Source organism: Thalassoglobus sp. JC818, from assembly GCF_040717535.1.
Taxonomy (GTDB): Bacteria; Planctomycetota; Planctomycetia; order Planctomycetales; family Planctomycetaceae; genus Thalassoglobus.
Genome location: NZ_JBFEFI010000008.1, coordinates 53757 through 71554, shown reverse-complemented (window position 1 = coordinate 71554; position 17798 = coordinate 53757). Strand labels below are relative to the sequence as shown.

Below are 17798 nucleotides of genomic sequence, written 5' to 3'. Positions count from 1 at the left end.
TGATTGACAGCGAAGCAGAGATCATGTGTCTTTTTCCGAAGATGGATGATCGATCAAACCGTGAAGAAGTGTGTCGATGAAATGAGAAACGTATTCGCTCTGCGTGTGCCCGGTGGGGCTTGAACCGAGGATCTCCGTCAGCATGGCGGGGCCATGCATCGAAGTCAGAATGAGCATTGCCGTTGCTGAGTAGTCGACAGGCCGAATCAATCCTTTGGCTGCGGCTCGCTCGAGATAGCCAGACAGAATTCGTAAATCCCGCACCGGCGGGGGCTCATCGAATTGACTCATCAATTCGTGGATGTCGACACCGCTCCACCGCAAGACGTTCATCCGTTTCACGACGTCTACGAAGAAGATGGCAAGTTCGTCGAGGATTTCGCGCAGCTGAATCTCGAACGGGCGGTCATCCGGTCCACGTTCGACAAGATCGGTCCAGGTCTTTGCGGTACAGGGACCAACAGCCGCGATCAGCAATTCCTGTTTGTTGTGAAATCGCTTGAGAAGAGCTTGTCCGGAAACGCCAAGTTCGGCGGCGATGGCGTCGGTCGATACGGACGGTCCATGTTCTAGAAAGCACCGTTTGGCGGTCTCCAGAATCTGTTCATCGCTGATCGTTCGCGGTCGAACCAAAACCCATTCTCTCATTAGTTTGTTGTTACGTACAAACTAATTATTACAGAGACACGTTTTCGTCAAGATCAGTCCGATGAATTTTGTGTTCAGGAGACTTGGAACGCTTTGGGTTCAAACGCTTTCCGAGTGGTCGGAATTCGTGTCGATGATCCGAAGTGAAGTGGTGGAAAGTCTTTGTGACATCTCCATGGTCTTTTCAAGCTCATCGAGAAGAGAATCGATAACCTCTTGCTTGGAATTCCACAGGCTTTGCCAGTGCTGGTATTTCTCTTCAAGAGAAGCAGTCGCGATGCCCGGAGACGATGCAACCAGTGAGGAAATGGACCGCCTCCCGGTTGCACTTGAGTGGTCGTCATCAATGTGAGACATGACGCAAAAATCTCCGAGGGTTGGCGACCTGACGCCAGACTTTTCGACTAATGGGTTGGGGACGATTTCAACGAGTAGTAGCTGGTTGGTCAAAAATGACTGCGAACACCAACACCAGGGCAGGTTGAAGCTAAAACCGGGCACGAACAACATTAGTTGTCGCTGCTTTTAATTCCCTGGATGGTTTGCTGCACGCTTGCCGTGACAATTTGAAGTGGTCGCTCTCACTTCATCGACGTGTGAAATAGGTGGTATGAGCAGCATGGGTTGCCAGTGACGATATTTCTGTCCGCGGAGCACAGGAGGAATGGAGAATGTGCGTGACCGTTGCAGGCTGACTCAATTCGTGAGGAAGAACTTGCATTATCCGGATGATCCGCGCGACGCGTTTGGTCAGATTACTTGCTTCCACGCAGCGGGTAGAAAACGAAGCAGATCGGAAGCGATCATTGCGGGCTCTGTCAGTTCATTGGCAGCGAGGTCTCCAGCTAGTCCGTGCAAGTAGACACCGAAGCTGGCTGCTGAATACGGAGACATCTTCTGAGCGATGAGAGCGGATATGATGCCGGTCAGAATATCACCAGTTCCGCCAGTCCCCATTCCGGAATTGCCATTGGTATTCACGTAGGTCTGAATGCCGTCGGTCACGATGGTGGCAGGTCCCTTGAGGACCAGAGTCAGATCATGCTCTCTGGCGAATCGTGTGGCAGAGGCCTCCCGGTTTTCTTGAATGGCATCGATGCTCTGACCTGTCAGGCGAGCGAATTCGCCGGGGTGAGGTGTCAGAACGCGGGGCCCGTTGTGTTCGGAGAGTTGTTCTGGAAATCGTGCGAGAGAATTGAGGCCATCGGCGTCAACAACCATTGGTTGCAAAGTTGTTCGATACATCGTGGTGACGAGTTCATCGACTTCCGAAGACTGATTGAGTCCCGGACCGAGAGCAATCACGTCCTTTCCTTCTGCCTCCTCAATGAGTTGTTGAATTGCAGAGCCATCGATGACTCCCCACTCATCTTCGGGGAGTGGGATCGTCATGTACGATGGTTCGAAAGCAGCGACGATGCTGACGATTGAACGCGGGACAGCCAGAAAAACGAGCCCAGCCCCTGAACGGAGCGCAGCGACTCCCGTTAGAGAGACTGACCCGCTCATTCCGAAAGAGCCGCCGATGATCATGACCCGCCCATAGGTTCCCTTGTGGCCAGTCTTCGGTCTTGCAGGCGGTTTCGGTGGTGAGGAGTCGTTCATTGCTGCTCCTGTGTGGCTTGTTGCTCGATCGGAACCTAAGGAGATTTGCCGATCGACTTTAGGAAGTCGACTTCGGAGATGATTTCCACTCCGAGGCTTTGAGCTTTTTCAAGTTTGTTACCGGCTTGTTCTCCGGCGATGAGGGCCGATGTTTTTTTGGAGACGCTACTCGACGCTTTTCCGCCATGCTGTCGGATTAATTCGTGAATCTCATCTCGTGTGTGATGCTCGAGAGTGCCGGTGACGACGAACGTCTTTCCATCGAGAAGGGGGGCTTCGGCGGAGTTCTGGAGATCCGATTCTTTCACTTCGGTTCCGAAGTTGAGTCCGCATTCGCGAAGCTGTTCAATAATGTCGAGTCCGAAATCAGAGTGGAAGAATTGATGAACGGATTGAGCGATGACCGGTCCGATTTCGTGAACTTCGGCGAGCGACTCCTCTGTCTGCGAACGGATCGCGTCGATTGTTCCAAAGCGATTTTCCAGAACCCGGCTGTTGTTGCGGCCGACGTGCCGAATGTTCAAACCGGTCAATAATCGCCAGAGCGGGCGGTCTTTAGATGCATCAATCGCGTCGAGCAGTTTGTCGACAGATTTCTCACCGAAGCGATCGAGATTTAAGAGTTGTTCGCGGCGTTCCCGAAGCTTGTAGAGGTCTGCATATCCCTCGACGAGGCCTGCATCAAGAAGTTGTTCGATGACCTTGATTCCCATGCCGTCGATGTCCATGGCCTGCCGAGAAGCGTAATAGCGAAGACTCTCTCGAAGTTGAGCCGGACAAGCTGGATTGACACATCGGATGTAAACGCCTCCCTCGTCCTGCATGACCGGAGAATTACAGACGGGACAGCTTTCGGGAAACACGAATGCAATTTCATCGCCGGTTCGGAGGTGCTCCTCGACTCGGACAACATGCGGAATAATCTTGCCGGCTTTTTCGACGACAACATGATCACCGATCATGACTCCGAGGCGTTCCAGTTCATCTCGGTTGTGTAGACTCGAACGAGAGACGGTTGTGCCTGCGATCTCTACCGGCTTCAAGTGAGCGACCGGGCTGAGTGTTCCAGTTTTTCCAACCTGAATTTCGATACGTTCAATCTGTGTCGTCGCTTCATAACGTTCCCATTTATAAGCGATCAGCCACCGGGGGCTCTTCGAGGTGTTTCCGAGGAGTTCCCGATCGGCGAATGGGCTGACTTTGATGACCAACCCGTCAATTTCGAAGTCGAGTTCGTGCAGGTTCTCCATCATCGTCTGACAGTGTTCAAGTGCGGCGTCAATTCCCTGCCTTGATTGCACTTGTGGTGTCGTCGGGATGCCCCAGTTTCGTAGATGGCTGAGGTAATCCTGATGATCGCTGAATTGAACTCCGTCGAAGGCGCCGACTCCATGAGCAAAGAAGCGAACACGTCGGGCTGCGCACTGTTTCGGGTCGAGTTGCTTGAGTGCGCCTGAGGTCGTATTGCGGGGATTCTTGAAAGCTTCCCGTCCCAGAGAGTCCTGAGTTTTGTTCAGTTCCACGAAGTCAGAGTTGGCGATATATGCTTCTCCCCGGACTTCAAGCAGAGCGGGTGGATGATCGGTGTCGAGTTTCAAAGGGACTCCGCCGATCGTCATCGCGTTATGTGTGATGTCGTCACCCCGCTGACCATCACCGCGAGTCACTCCTCTGACGAGTCGACCATTTTCGTACACCAGTGCGAGAGCCACACCATCGATTTTGTATTCCACCGAATAGTTGACTTCTTCGACGTCGAGAAGTTTCCGGACTCTCTGATCGAATTCGCGGACTCCTTCAATTGAGAAGACGTTGTCGATCGAGAGCATCGGCAAGCGGTGCGGAACGGTTTCGAAGCCCTCGATCGGTCCTCCTCCCACTTTGTGAGTGGGACTGTCGGGAGAATCGAGTTCCGGGAATTCTTTTTCGAGTGCTTCGAGTCGCTTGAGAAGTTGATCAAATTCCCGATCTGTGATTTCCGGGGCTGACTCGACGTAATACAGGCGGTTGTGTCGTCTGATCTCCTCTCGCAGATTCTGCACTTCGTTCCGGGGGAGGTCGCTCATTTGAAGAACTCATCTTTCAGCAATATGGAGACAGAGATATAGTGCAGAATTCCGCCGGAACAAACATCTGCGACGTGCAATGCTTGGGAGAGTGTAGCACTCGGCGAAAAAGTTCTGCCAGTTCACGTGGAATTGCGATCTCACTGCGGTCAGTCATCAATTTTAGAAGTTTCCAGCGAAAATCGAGGCGCACGGATGCGAGTCATCGCTGTCATGAATCAAAAAGGTGGTGTCGGCAAAACCACCACGAGTGTGAATCTTGCTGCCGGACTTGCGCAGCAAGGTAAGCGGGTCTGTGTGATCGATCTCGATCCCCAGGCTCATGCGTCGCTCCATCTTGGAATCGACGTTGCTGGCGGGACCAATTCGATTTACCAGGTTTTCGCAGGCGGGAAGACGTTCACTGAGGTGATCCAACTCGTTGAGAAAAATCTTTGGTTGGCACCCGCAGATATCGATTTGGCTGCCACCGAGTTGGAACTCGTCGATGCTGATGGTCGAGAGTTCGTGCTTCGCAAGGCACTTGCAGCGGCGGGTGCCAGCGAGAAATTCGATTACATTGTGATGGATTGTCCGCCTTCGCTGGGCGTTCTCACGATCAATGCTCTTTCGACCGCGACCGAAGTTTTCATTCCACTGCAGCCGCACTTTTTCGCTCTGCAGGGACTTTCAAAACTCTTCGAAACAACCGCACTCGTGACTCGTCGCCTCAATCGAGAACTGCGCGTGTCAGGGGTTGTTCTGTGTTTGTATGAGACAGGGACTCGGCTCGCTGCGGACGTGACGGATGATCTCATGTTCTTCCTTGAACAGAGCGATCCCGAAGCACCGTGGGCGAATGCTCAAGTGTTCGCGTCGAAAATTCGACGAAACATCAAGCTCGCAGAAGCTCCGAGTCACGGAACCTCAATCTTCAAATACGATCCAGCATCATCGGGATCGCAGGATTATCGAAACCTTGTGATGGAAGTGATCGCCGCCGAACAGCAAAAGCGTTCCACGGATCAACAACCCTCACAAAAGGCCGCCTGATTGGAATGTTTTCCGATCAGAGTCAATTGGTTGCGCCGTTCGATTCACAGCGGTGATGAAGCTTCGTTCGCAGGAACAGAGTGCGAAGGATGCACGATTGAAGCTTAGCCGGTTGCGAGAGTCGTCTCTTGAATCGGGCCGAGTTTTGGAATCGTTCCGTCTGATTCCAGCTCGATGGCTTCTTCTCGGATTTCTTGGAATCCCTGGTGTAATGGTCTGAGAACTTTGAGGGCGTTCGCGACTCCATCCGACGTGTGCTGCGCCACTTCATCAATCATATACAGGCAGAGTTGTTGAATCTGGGCGGCGATCTCGTTCTTCTCGGATTCGATACCTTCGAGGATGCAGACGAGCAGCTTCATCGCTCTGATCTGTGATTGAACGGCAAGAATCGTTTCTCCGGCATCCAATTCAGCCGACATCGAAACGAGGGTCTCTTCAGCGGCGCTGTACAGACTCAACAGCATGTCGATCCGCGTCCAGTCTCGAAATGTCGATGAGCGATAGGGGCTGTAGTGCGGCATTCGGAACGTCTTTTCATTCTACGAGAGGGGAGGGGCTGAACGAGTCTTCTCAAGAGTGTTCGTTCGAAGAATTCGTTACGAGAACTTAAGTTGCGAAACACTCGCCAGTTGTGAAGCCAGAAAACTGCTCGTGTTCTGCAGTTCACTGATTGAGGACTCCAAGGCAACGAACTGCGCGATGAGATCCTGTTGTTGCTCGTCGAAGAGGGACTGCTGGCGTTCGATTGTTTCTTCAATGGTGAGAATTCTGCGGTCGTATAACTCACGTGCTGTCTCGAGTTGACCGAACTCGCTTCGAGTAAGTCGTGAGATCAGATCCCCGAGTCGGGACGCGATGCCTTTCGTCACCGTGACCTCCGCATCTGTTCCAGCGACGACCTGATTGGGTGTCAGAGTCACACGAAGTTGAAGATCGCCCGTGTTGGCGTTGTCCGCGTTCCCGATTAACAAGCGACCGCGACCTGTGGCTGTTTCGACTTGTCCATTCACTATGAATTGACCTGCGACATCAACACCGGCATCGCTCGGGGTCTGAGTCAGTCCGAGTTCCGACAGTGCTGTTCCATCGAGAATTGCGATCTCAGAAATTGACCCGAAGCTGTCAGATTGAATTCTCAACTGGCCAGAGGAATCGAGCGAGACCGAAACTTGTCGCCCGGTTAGATCAGATTGTTGATTGATGGTTCTTTCAAGAAGATCTGTCAATTCGGCGGCGGTGTAGTCGCCGGGCTGCAAAGTGATGTCTGCAGTGGCTCCGTCGACTTTAAGACGAAGAGTATTGTTGGCAGAGTGAATATTTGTCGAAGCTCCAATACTGGTGTCTCCTGCAATCACAGCTCGTTCAGCAGCTTGAGTGATATCAACTTCATAAGCTGAGTCACTGGGCAGAGTTCTTGAAGATCCCAGCAGGAAGTTGACATTAGGATGAGTGCTGTCGCCAGCGAGTGTAATCAGTCGGATCAGATCTCGATCGCTAATCTCAGCGTCTTCGCCCGCGAGCACAGATTGAAGCCGACCGGAGTTCACGGCAAGCCTGCCGCGATCGGTAACTGAAATCCCCAAAGCCGAGAGTCGATTTGCATGGCTTCCAACATTTGGGACGACATCAAGCAGGAGCGTTCGAATCTCGTTCTGAATTGAAATTGCCGTACGGTCGCCGTTCAATAAGCCAGCTTCATCCGTCTCGGCATTGTATCGGACTAAGTTATCCGTGAATTCCATGAGCCCATTAAAAGAGTCCACAAACTCCGTGATCGCTTCGAATGCAGGTTCGGTGTTCCGAGCGACTCGGACTTCAATTGGCTTTGTGGCATCCGCTCGATGCAGATCAATCGTCACCCCTTGAATCACGTTGTCGAGCCGGTTCGTCGAATGATTGATCGTCAACGCTCCCGGGCCATCTCCTAGTTGCACTTCAGCACCTGTCGCGGCCTGCACTGGGTTATCAAAGTCGAATGTTGGAGATGTTGCCGACCCTGATGTTGCTCCCAGACTGTTGGTGATTTGGATTGAGTTTGCTGTCCCGGTGGACTTCGCACTGAGAAAGATCCGGTAAGGAGTCGTCCCGCCAGAGTCGGAATGGATAATTGATGCATCGACTCCAGAATTTGAAAGATTGATTGCATCAACAAGTCCTTGCAGTGTGTTGTTAGAGGAATCGATCGTGATCGTACTTTCGGCTCCCGATCCAACACGCAGGCTGAGAGTCCCTTCGGTGATGGCTGAGTCAGCCTCTTCGAATCCGTTTGAGACGACCTGATGCGCCCTGGCCAGTGAATTGATTGTCAGTTGATACGAGCCGATCGTCGAATTCGAAGTCGCGGTGGCTGAAAGAGCACTTTCGTCGTTGACCTCAACGGTTCTCGCTCGGAAAAGTTGACGTTCCCCTTGGCCTAATCGCGTCGATGCGGATTGGAGAGCCAATAGCTGCGCTTCCAGGGAGTCGTAGGCGGAACGTTGTGCAATTGCGTCCTGACGGCGAACATTCAATCGGTCAATCTGCGTTTGCTGGATTTCAAGCAGACCGTTGACGATTGACTCCGTGTCAATCCCGGTGATCAGTCCATCAATTGTCAACATGCTGGCGACCTGTTCGAACCCGTATGATTGTTCAGAGAAACTGACTCGACGATATAATTAAATCACTGACTAAAGCTGTCGTTCTCTAATCATTTGCTACTCAGTGTTCTATAAATTCAATGCAGCTACTTTGGTGCTCCCCAAATACCGACCCGTCCACGAAGTCCATTTCATGACGGGTCGAGGGGAATAAGTGGGGTGAAGGATTATCCGAGGAGAGACAAGACGAGCTGCGGCAACTGGTTTGCATTCCCCAACACAGCAGTCCCGGCTTGAACAAGAACTTGCTGCTGAGTGAAGTTCGCAATCTCCTCCGCGAAGTCTGTGTCACGGATGACCGATTCCGCATTCACAGTGTTCTCAAGCGTTGCTCGCAAGTTGTTCGCAGTGGCATTCAACGTGTTTTGTTGGAACGCCCCGAGATCACCTCGCAAGTTCGTAATGTCGTCGATGGCAGCATCCACGACAGCAAGTGCATCCTGGGCTCCAGCACCTGTGGTCACATCAACTTCGCTCAGATTTCCAAACTGATTTCCGTTGACGCCAACTCCGAGTGAAGATGGATTCACTCGACCGATCGCGATATTCGCTGTCTGGTTGGCGTTGGCTCCGATCTGGAATGTCAGCGAGTTCACCGAAACCGAAACGGCACCCTGGGCTCCTGAAACTGTCTGTGTTGCGTTTGAAGGATCAGTTCCCACCTGAATCTTCAATCCCTGAGCAGCTCCGGATGTCGCACTAAGTACATTTCCGGAACCGCTGGCTGCGACGCCATCGATTGTTCCTGCGATGTCAACACCGGAGTCAGTCGAAACACTGTTGCCGAATCCGGAGCTGTCAGCTGCAGCTGCAACATCTGAAACAACACTGATGCTCGCGTTGGTGCCAAAGTTCGCACTGGAAAGACGTGTGTTTCCAGCCACGTCTTCAGCAGTCACCCCTGTTTGCGAAGTGAATTCGTTGATGCGATCGACCACTTGAGATTGAGTCAATCCTGCGTTCAAGCTAATCGCGACTCCGTTGATCGTCAGGTTTTCAGCCCCGGCCAACGCAGACGACTGTGCTGTTCCGTTCGTTATTGTGGCTTTCTCAGCAGCCGCAGAAATCGCGACGGCATATGAACCGGCGGAGGTGTCGTTTGTTGCCTGAAGGAACGTAACGTCTGTATCGTTCGGAACGCCATTGATTCCCGCAGATCCGTCGAGCAGCTTCTTTGTAAGGAACTGAGTGTTGTTGGCGATTCGATCAATCGTGTCGAGAGCGTTGTTGATCTCCGACTGATTCGCTGCCAGGGCGTCCTCATCATTGATACCGGTGTTGGCGGAATCGATAGCAAGTGTTCGAACCTTCAACAGCAGTGAATTAATCTCTCCCAATGCTCCTTCAGCAGTCTGGACGAGAGAGACAGCTTTCTCTGTGTTTTCGATCGCCTGCTTCAATCCGGAAATTTGAGCACGCTGTTTCTCGGAGATCACAAGAGCGGCTGGTCCGTCTGCTCCCCGGTTAATCTTAAGACCGGAGGAGAGTCGCTCAACGGATTTTGTTAACCTCGAGTTTGCACGCGTCAGATTATTCTGAGCGTTCAGTGACGTGACGTTGTTGGCAATCGTGAGACCCATATTCTAACCTCTTTCATGGTTTGTTCGTGTCGATCGAATAGATGCCTCGTGCTCTTGTCCGTCTAATCCGTCAGGTGATTCTTCATCACGAACGGTTCAAAAAATAAACTCTTTCAATGACGAAGTGGCGAGGGATTCCGCAACTTCGCGTGTTATCAACTGACCTGATCGAAAACGCTCGATGGCCAGTTGAATTGCCTCATCATCTTGTTCCGGAAGCTCACGCAGCTTCTCGATGAACGACGGGAACTCCTTCGCAGAAACGGCGGACTGCAAAAAACTTGCGGCCTCGTTCTCACGGTTGCTGACAGACGTTGCATCGCCAGACCGCCGGGACGGCTGTGTGTGTGGCCCGGTTGGTGGCGAATACGGGTGCTGGTCGTCGTGAATTCTTTGAATCTGCATGGATCAGTCTCCGACTTGATGTGACGCGAGAGTTATCGAAGCGCTTGTGCGAAACTTGCTCGAAATCTTTTGCTCAATTTCAACCAGAGGAGTTCCGATGACATTATCGCGAATGTTGGGGATGTATCGGTCAGTTAAAAGAGACAATTAGAACGTCTCTATCCTGTCCTCTCGAAAACGGAATTCGTCTACATCGTTCATTGGTGCCTCGGTTGCGGTTTGCAATCGAACTGTGTCAACGATTTCAATCGATGCAAAAGATCAGGGATCACTATGAGTCAGCTACGCGTCCTTGGACTCTGGCTGTGCATTGTCGGCTTCGGAGCGATCGGAGCGTGGGGCAGTATGTGGCTTCGCGAAACACTCGAGATGTCGACACAGCGAAAACAAGAGGCTTTGGTCGATCATCACTCAGAAGTCGATGTGGACTACTCAAGTGAAGAAGGTCATCAAGGACTTATTGACATCGAGCAAGTCTCGCCCATCGGCAAAAGCTCGACGGATTGGACAACCAGTTCGAAGTCGCTGACTCCGTCGATGGACTTGTCGTCAACGCTTCAACAGGCGGATCAGTTCATTGTGAGTGGGAACTGTCATGCGGCCTTGAGGCTATTGAGTCAATCGCAGTCTGAACACTCATCTCAATCGGATGAGCAAACGCATAGACAGAAACAAAACCCCGGAGGTAGTGAAGTTGTCTTTCCGCCAGAAGTTTCGCTGAGGATCGCGGCGTGTGCTGAGGAACTTCGCCGGGATGCAGAAGCACTCCAACACTACGAATCAGTTATTCGGAAATCGACGTTACCGAACATGCGTCTGACAGCGACTCTTGGGAAGTGTCGGATTTGGAGTCGGCGCGGAAATCGAAAACTTGCCTCAGAAGTCTTATGCCATGAAGTTCTCAACTCTGTTGGACCTGATCAGCAACGGGTTCACGAGAGACTCTTTCATCAATGGGCACAAACGATTTCCCAAATCGTTTACGAATCTCTTTACACAGGAACACTCACTTCTGACCTCGTACTTGTGCGGCCAGAATTGCGTATCACAGCTGAAGAACTTCTTCGTGATGCAACAGAAATGGAAGAAGATTCTCCGCCACAGTTTGAAAATCCGCAGTCCGTTCGGACGACGTTACGACTGGATGACGAAGTGGAGGGGATTTATGTCTCGCTCCGTTTTGAAGACGCATCGGTGCAGCAGATTCTTCAAGAGCTTGCAAAAGAACTTGGAGTCGACCTGCAAATTGCAGATGGGTTTCGTGAAAGAAGTGAGGCTAGAACTACTTCGATACGAATTTCGGAACTCCCCGTTTCGATTTTGCTCGATGCAATGTTGTTTCCAATAGGATACCAATGGGAGCAGTTAGAAAACGTGATTCGCGTTTGGAGATCCGAGGAGAACGACAATGCAAATAAACTCGCTCGACGAGAACAGGCTCGTAGAGCACTGCGTTATTGCTCAACCGTTTTTCCGCATCACTCTTCAGCAATCGTTTCACGTCTTCATCAGGCAGCATTCAGCGTCCAGGCTGGAGACGTTAGCTCCGCCAAGCATGAACTTAGCACTTTGGTGATGGAAGGGCCATCGGGCGAACTGAGAGACGCGACATGGCTCAACCTGGGAAAGTGTCAACTTCTTGAGGATGACGCTGAAGCTGTTAACAGCTTCTTCAAAGTCTTCGATGTTGGTGTTACAAGCGAAATTGATGCTGCTGCTGGCTGTTTATTGGGCCGACTTTTGTTGCGAAATGACCGAGCGCGTGAAGCTGTTGTTCCGCTGCGGAAGGGGCTTGCCATGACGGGCGATACGATTTATGGGCCTCAGCTGAGTTTGCTACTCGCATCCGCATTATTAATGTCCGGTGAGCCAACGTTAGCAAATGAAGTGTTGATCGAAGAGTCAATGTCAGTGGAGTCTCAGCGAGCACAATCGGCTTTACTCGTGTCGCTAATTCGTCTCCAACATGTCAGTCAAATCGAAAAACGTGAAGCGTTGGCTGCGGACCTCCTGCGAGCGTATACAAACCTCGATCTGACGGAAGCGCAGGAGGAACACTGGTGCTATCTGGCGGCGATTGCGGCGAACGAGTTGGGTCTTACGAATGAAGTGGAACGGCTGTGCACCGAAGCTCTCCAAGCCTGGCCAGAGATTGCATTGAAGACAAAGTTGCGTCGACTTGTTCAGCGAGAGGGAACTGCCACAGGCGGTGTGAGACAAGTGATTCATTCGAGTGAATCGGAATCAGACGGATTCGTTGTTTTGGTTGGCAACGAGAGTGCAGTCGAGCTCGAAGAAAAATATCGGCGGTGTCTTGAAGTGGTTGCTAACGATCAGGAGGAACGGATGAGCCGCCGGGAAGCACTGCGAATAATGGGAAGAATTGAACAGATGCGAGGTAATCACCGTGAGGCTATACAATGTTTCAGTGGATTGATTCCGATCGAGAACGATGCGGAACTATCAACTGATAGGAACTAGTCGTTGAAGTGGGGGGCGAATGAGTTGAACAGTTTTCCAATAATATGATTGGGTTCTACATGAGATGTTGTGCCGCTGAAACTGTTCGTCGCTGTCTACTACTAACTTGGATAGGGAGTAACTTTGTGTGCCGGTTGTTAGTAGCTGCAGTTCTTGTAACCGTCTTGTTGTCAGCTAATGTTGGTTTGAGTCAAGGGAACTCACAGCGTTCGAATGTTCCAACTCCTCCAGAGCCGGGGCTTACTGGTCTTCAACCATTGGAAATGGATGATGCGGACGTGCGAGATCAAAAGCACGAAAAGTTCACTGAGCTGAGAGACCGAATCGAACAACTCGGCGAACTGCTGAGGCTTCATCGTTCTGCATCTTCGAAAGGGACGATAGAAAATCTTCCAGCGGCAGTCGGAGAAGGTTTCCCCGAGGCCCTTCCTAATCCACGGGAAGATCAAACTCCTGATGAAACGGGCGGGAGCAGGGAAGAAGCGTTTGGAGAACAGAAGAATTCGCCGTTGCAAGGTTCAAGAGTGGAAGGAGAAGCTAAAAGGGATGGTTCAGTCGATGGTGCCATTGACCGTGTCGCTTTGGCATCGAGTCTGTTTGCGAGTGGTGAGTATGAAACTTGTGTTCAAACGATCCAGTCCATTGACTTCGCAGCGCATCGCACCGAGATTCGGCGATGGCTCACCTATCTACATGCGGGGTGCTTGAGAAAACTGGGTTCGGATGATGAGTCGAAGAGATTCTATCGAAAGATTGTCACCGAAGATCCCGAAGATTGGTTGGGAAATCAATCGCGATGGTGGATCGATCAAATGTCCGAAAAGTCAGAGCTTGAGCGGAACTTACATGCTTTGACTCAGTCGCTGGATCAATGGAGGATCGAAGTCGATGGCTTACTCAAATCCAATTAGCGAGCCGCAGTTGTTGGTGATCCTGCAAAGACTCACAAACGTCGCCCGCCACGGGGCGCAAGTGGTTCAGGAATGTCTCAGAACCGGACGAGTTGAATCCTGCCATGAGCTACTGGAGCCGACGATGGCACTCGTGAAGTCTCTCGATCCGGAGATGCGTCAGGGATTGAAGGCAGTTCTTAGCGATCGTGCAAACTTATCTTCAATGGTTAAACAAACATGTGCATCTTATCAACAAGTGCTTGAGCAGTTCCTTTCGCAGATCGCGGAAGTGGAAAACGAACTCCGAAGACGGAGATGCAGACTTCAGCCAGCAGTTGATGACAGCCTGACTCGTGCGCGGGCTGCGCAAGCCTACCGTGCGCAGAATTCTTAAATTTCAGTAGTCACGCAGCGAGCTCGTGGCGAGAGTTGAAGGTAATGGTTCAGGTAATGGTTCAGGTAATCTCAGAGAAGTCCGAAAAGGAAGTTTGAGAGTGATCTTTCAGTCGCGAGTCATGAAAACGTTGATGCAGCGAGCGCAGCACTTTGCCCGTTCGTCTGCTGCTGTTCTAATCAACGGGGAGAGCGGGACCGGGAAGGAACTGTTCGCGAGAGAGATTCATCGGCAGAGTTTTCGGGCCGAGAAGCCGTACGTCCAAGTCAACTGTGCTGCACTTTCTGAACAACTGATTGAAAGTGAGTTGTTTGGCCATGAAGTCGGAGCGTTTACCGGAGCTGTCGCATCTCGGGCGGGGCGATTGGAAGAAGCGAAGGACGGAACGCTGCTCCTGGATGAGATTGGCGAGTTGCCGATGCCATCACAGTCGAAACTCTTGCGCGTGCTTGAGGAAAGGCAATATCAACGCGTGGGAAGCAATCGTCAGCTCGATGTGCAAGCACGAATCGTTACTGCTACGAATCGAGAACTGGGACTGGAAGTGCAGGAGAAGCGATTCCGTGAGGACCTGTGGCATCGCCTAAACGTGCTCACGCTGACGATTCCGCCGCTACGCGATCGCCGCGATGATATCCCACTGTTGGTGGACTTCTTCCTCAAACGGTTTCAACTTGAAGGAGAGCAGCGGGTAGAACGAGTGTCCTCTTCGGTGATGCGGCAACTGCTTCAGTACTCGTGGCCGGGTAACGTTCGTCAGCTGCGGAATTCGATCCTTCGTGGATGCGTGCTGGCGACTTCAACTGAAATCACATCGATTGAATTTCCGAGTGAAAGTGATTGGAGAGAGTTGGACTTTCAAGTTCCGGACAGCTTAAATGATCTTCCGTTGGAAGAGATCGAACGTCGTGTGATCATGTCTCGGATCAGTCGCTGTGGAGGAAACAAGTCGGCCGCTGCGGAGACGTTGGGGGTGACTGCAAGAACGCTTCGAAACAAGATGGACCGGTATCGTAAACTCGGATTGATGAATGATGAATGCGATCCACAGCATGATCGATTCCATTCAGGCGATGTGACTGCTTATGGAGCAATGAGTCCTTCGCGAATGGCCCATCGGCATAGCTGAACTCGATCGCGGATTTTCAAGCGGCCCATAATTCGGAATTTATGACTTTCAATCGCTTTGTCAGAAACATCCATTATTGAAGCAATGTCTTTGACTCGAAGTCCTGATGCGAGGTGTGTCAGTACTTCCAGTTGCCGGTTGGTGAGTCCGCTGAAATCTGTTCGACGGGAGACAGTTAACTTTCCGGTTCGATCTGATGAAATTCGCTCTTGAAGACTTGGCGAAATTGCAGTGCCGGTCACCATGAGTACTTCGAGCGAGTTCGCAATCTGGTCGGTCGTGTCTGCGATTGAGAGGAAACCGCGTACTTGATTTTGGATGGCGATTTGAAGTTGTGCGTCGGTGAGTGACTGCGCGAGCAAAGCGATTCGGCATTCGCCAGTTCGAATTGAGACTGCTTCACTCAACTCGCGAAAGCCGCGTTGATAAAGCTCTCCGTCGACGAGCAGGATTTCCGGAGCCAATTTGGCGATCTGGTCGAAGCTGTCGTGAATCGTTGTGGCTCGTGCAATCACTCGGAGGAATCCGTATCGGTGCAAAGCCAACGGAAGTGATTCAAGCCATGCACGTGATGAGTCAATCATCATCACGTGAATTGGTTTTGAGCCGCCGGATTTCTGGCCTGATGATGTCTGTTCAACTGCTTGCAGCATTAGATTCTCTGTTCTAATTCGGAATGCGAACGATGTCGGGAGAATCTATAGTCGCGATCTTCAATCGTCGGAAGATCGAGCATGCATTGACTAGCTGGTCCAGTCATCTTGGCGCTGACTGGAGCCCAGAGTTTTTTCCATCACACAAACAGAATGAAGTGAAAGAACGCATTCGTGCGGGAGATTCGCAGTGTGTGAAGAGTATTTTCATTCACGCATGAGGTGCGACACTGCAGTTCATCAGTTGTGGGCTTCGATTCGGCAACATCGGCGAGTTGAGTGTGAGGCACGCTGATGAGTTTAATCAGTCCTGACATACAGCTGATGAGCCGTTTCGGTCGCGCAGTTCGCGTACTGCTCTGGTTTGCTCAGTTCGACTCGAGGAAACCAATCTCGGACACGGAAGCCCACGGTCCGCTGTTGAAAGCTGATTTCGTCCTAAAGAGGACGTATCGCCCCTTTGCTTCGGGAAATTTCAGTTCCTGTGAGTTTTTCTTCTTCTCAAATGAGGAAGTTAAAACGGGGCGACCGAAGGACTCTGGATCGTTGGAGACGAAGAGGTCGAATTCTCTGACGGCCCCGTTCCATCCCTCATCCTGACGTGCGAGGTATCGCAACCCGGAAAGCGAACGTGATTTTCCGAGGTCGATGACGAGTTCGTGGGGATGTTCCTGACGAGCAGGTTGGAATTCGGTGTGCCAATGTGTTGCTGGGTTTCCGTCGATCGCATGTTGAGCGAGTTTGGAGTTGCCTTCAGCCTGGCTGCTGAATCGAACGACTTTCATCGACTTCACGTCGACCAACCCGCGTCGATCCAGATCGTGTTTCACCGAGGATGACTTAAAGTTGGCTGGAACGTTGTCTCCAAATTTCGCTCGCCGATCCTTTTCGTGCAGATCTCGATTGAAGAACGTTCCCTCGACGACGGGCGTGTGAGCGCTCTCAGCCATCGCGATCATTTGCTTCAGCACGTCAGGATGCTTGTCCGCAATGTTAGATTCTTCACTCGGGTCGGACTTCAGATTGTAGAGTTGCCAGTCTGCCTCGGGGCGAGCGCGGAATGTTTTCCAGTCATTCCACAGAACGGCGGTTTGGTTGCCGATTTCCCAGTAGAGAAATTCATGTTGTGGCTGCTCTTTGCCGAGCAGTTCGGGAAGAATTGAGATCCCGTCAATGTCTTTCGGAATTGCAATTCCTGCGACATCACAAGCTGTCGGAAGCAGATCGGGGAAATACCAACGCAAGTCACTGATTCTGTTCGGGGCGATATGGCCGGGCCAGCGGGCGATCATCGGAATTCGGAGACCGCCTTCATACAAGGTGCCCTTCGTTCCGCGGAATTCGACTCCAGTTTCTGGGTGAACGTTGGCTCCGAAAAAACCACGTGGGTGGTCTGCACTTTTGAAATAGTCGTTCCCTCCGTTGTCGCCACTGAAGAAGACGAGAGTTTTCTCATCCAGATCGAGTTCTTGAAGAAGATCCAGGATTTCACCGACATTGCGGTCCACCATCGTGACCATGGCTGCGTAGCGCTTTGCGGATTCAGGCCAGTCTTGGTCTTTATAGATTTGCCAGGCTGGATCGGAGTCCGGAATGTCGAACAGTCCGTGCGGAGGTGTAATTGGGAAGTACCCGAAAAATGGACGGTCCTTGTTCTTCTTCAGGAAATCGAGACCTTCTTCCATGATGACATAATGGGAATAGGTTTCGCCTTCGCTGAGTCCGTGGTTGTTTTCGAGAAGAACCTCTTCGCTGTTCTTGATGATGTAAGGGGGATAGTAGCTGTGGGCGTGAACCTGATCGTAGTACCCAAGGAAGATGTCGAAACCATGGTCCTCCGGAACGCCGGTTGATCCGCGGCCTCCACATCCCCACTTTCCAAATCCTCCGGTGGCGTATCCCTGGTCATGGAGCAGCGACGCCACGGTTTCCTCTTCGGCTCTTAAAGGAGTTCCGCCGCCGTTAGATCTTACGGAGGTGTGACCCGAATGCAGACCTGTCATCAGGCAGCAACGAGTTGGAGCGCACACCGACGATCCGGCGCGAGCGTTCGTGAAAAGGATTCCCTCTTTCGCCATTCTGTCGATATTAGGGGTTTCGATCTGAGTGTTCCCCATGCATCCCAGTTCGTAGTAGCCGAGTTCATCTGCCATGATGTAGATGATGTTTGGCCGCGATTTTTCACTCCCTTCTGTCTCCTGAGCATGGAGAGAGGGGCCGATCATCAGGATGGCGGTGAAGAGTAGGGCGAATCGTTTCATGGACATCCG

General features: G+C 51.7%; 15 protein-coding genes. 5 read left to right on the top strand and 10 right to left on the bottom strand.

The window, feature by feature from the left end; genetic code table 11:
- Window positions 1-21: 21 nt before the first annotated feature.
- The 4 genes from AB1L42_RS19810 to ligA form a co-directional block, all read right to left on the bottom strand.
- A complete protein-coding gene (locus AB1L42_RS19810) occupies window positions 22-648 on the bottom strand; it encodes a TetR/AcrR family transcriptional regulator (protein WP_367060294.1) in 627 nt (208 codons plus the stop codon).
- 99 nt (window positions 649-747) lie between these two features.
- Window positions 748-1005 carry a hypothetical protein gene (locus AB1L42_RS19805; RefSeq protein ID WP_367060291.1) on the bottom strand — a complete coding sequence of 86 codons (258 nt, stop codon included), beginning with the start codon at window positions 1003-1005 and terminating at the stop codon, window positions 748-750.
- 393 nt (window positions 1006-1398) lie between these two features.
- Window positions 1399-2253 (bottom strand): NAD(P)H-hydrate dehydratase, encoded by an 855-nt coding sequence (locus AB1L42_RS19800; RefSeq protein ID WP_367060288.1) that lies wholly within the window; start codon window positions 2251-2253, stop codon window positions 1399-1401.
- Between the two features lie 35 nt (window positions 2254-2288).
- Entirely contained in the window at window positions 2289-4319 is a 2031-nt protein-coding gene (ligA, locus tag AB1L42_RS19795; protein ID WP_367060285.1) for an NAD-dependent DNA ligase LigA, read from the bottom strand.
- Window positions 4320-4514: 195 nt separating this feature from the next.
- Between ligA and AB1L42_RS19790 the strand changes: the two genes are divergently transcribed.
- The gene (locus tag AB1L42_RS19790; RefSeq protein ID WP_367060282.1) at window positions 4515-5351 is read left to right on the top strand and encodes an AAA family ATPase; all 837 of its coding nucleotides are present in this window, start codon (window positions 4515-4517) and stop codon (window positions 5349-5351) included.
- A 104-nt stretch (window positions 5352-5455) separates the two neighbouring features.
- Here the strand turns inward: AB1L42_RS19790 and AB1L42_RS19785 are convergent, their stop codons facing one another.
- From AB1L42_RS19785 to AB1L42_RS19770, 4 genes are all read right to left on the bottom strand, one after another.
- Complete coding sequence (locus tag AB1L42_RS19785; protein WP_367060279.1) at window positions 5456-5875, bottom strand: hypothetical protein; 420 nt, start codon at window positions 5873-5875, stop codon at window positions 5456-5458.
- 75 nt (window positions 5876-5950) lie between these two features.
- Complete coding sequence (fliD, locus tag AB1L42_RS19780) at window positions 5951-7954, bottom strand: flagellar filament capping protein FliD (RefSeq protein ID WP_367060276.1); 2004 nt, start codon at window positions 7952-7954, stop codon at window positions 5951-5953.
- A 206-nt stretch (window positions 7955-8160) separates the two neighbouring features.
- Complete coding sequence (locus AB1L42_RS19775) at window positions 8161-9573, bottom strand: flagellin (RefSeq protein WP_367060273.1); 1413 nt, start codon at window positions 9571-9573, stop codon at window positions 8161-8163.
- A gap of 96 nt (window positions 9574-9669) precedes the next feature.
- On the bottom strand, window positions 9670-9978 hold the full coding sequence (locus AB1L42_RS19770) for a hypothetical protein (RefSeq protein WP_367060270.1): 309 nt from the start codon (window positions 9976-9978) through the stop codon (window positions 9670-9672).
- 273 nt (window positions 9979-10251) lie between these two features.
- On the opposite strand from AB1L42_RS19770, the gene AB1L42_RS19765 reads away from it, so the two are divergent.
- The 4 genes from AB1L42_RS19765 (at window position 10252) to AB1L42_RS19750 (ending at window position 14875) form a co-directional block, all read left to right on the top strand.
- A complete protein-coding gene (locus AB1L42_RS19765) occupies window positions 10252-12459 on the top strand; it encodes a hypothetical protein (RefSeq protein WP_367060267.1) in 2208 nt (735 codons plus the stop codon).
- A gap of 125 nt (window positions 12460-12584) precedes the next feature.
- Window positions 12585-13370: a hypothetical protein gene (locus AB1L42_RS19760; protein ID WP_367060264.1), complete on the top strand. Its 786-nt coding sequence runs from the start codon at window positions 12585-12587 to the stop codon at window positions 13368-13370.
- Window positions 13348-13746, top strand: coding sequence for a hypothetical protein (locus tag AB1L42_RS19755; protein WP_367060261.1), 399 nt, complete (start codon window positions 13348-13350; stop codon window positions 13744-13746). The genes AB1L42_RS19760 and AB1L42_RS19755 overlap by 23 nt, the downstream gene beginning before the upstream one ends.
- A gap of 25 nt (window positions 13747-13771) precedes the next feature.
- Window positions 13772-14875, top strand: coding sequence for a sigma-54 dependent transcriptional regulator (locus tag AB1L42_RS19750; RefSeq protein WP_367060258.1), 1104 nt, complete (start codon window positions 13772-13774; stop codon window positions 14873-14875).
- On the opposite strand, the gene AB1L42_RS19745 is transcribed toward AB1L42_RS19750, so the two are convergent.
- Together AB1L42_RS19745 and AB1L42_RS19740 are read right to left on the bottom strand one after the other, a co-directional pair.
- Window positions 14830-15528: a response regulator transcription factor gene (locus tag AB1L42_RS19745; RefSeq protein WP_367060255.1), complete on the bottom strand. Its 699-nt coding sequence runs from the start codon at window positions 15526-15528 to the stop codon at window positions 14830-14832. The genes AB1L42_RS19750 and AB1L42_RS19745 overlap by 46 nt on opposite strands.
- 368 nt (window positions 15529-15896) lie before the next feature.
- Window positions 15897-17795: a sulfatase-like hydrolase/transferase gene (locus tag AB1L42_RS19740; RefSeq protein ID WP_367060252.1), complete on the bottom strand. Its 1899-nt coding sequence runs from the start codon at window positions 17793-17795 to the stop codon at window positions 15897-15899.
- Between the last annotated feature and the right edge of the window lie 3 nt (window positions 17796-17798).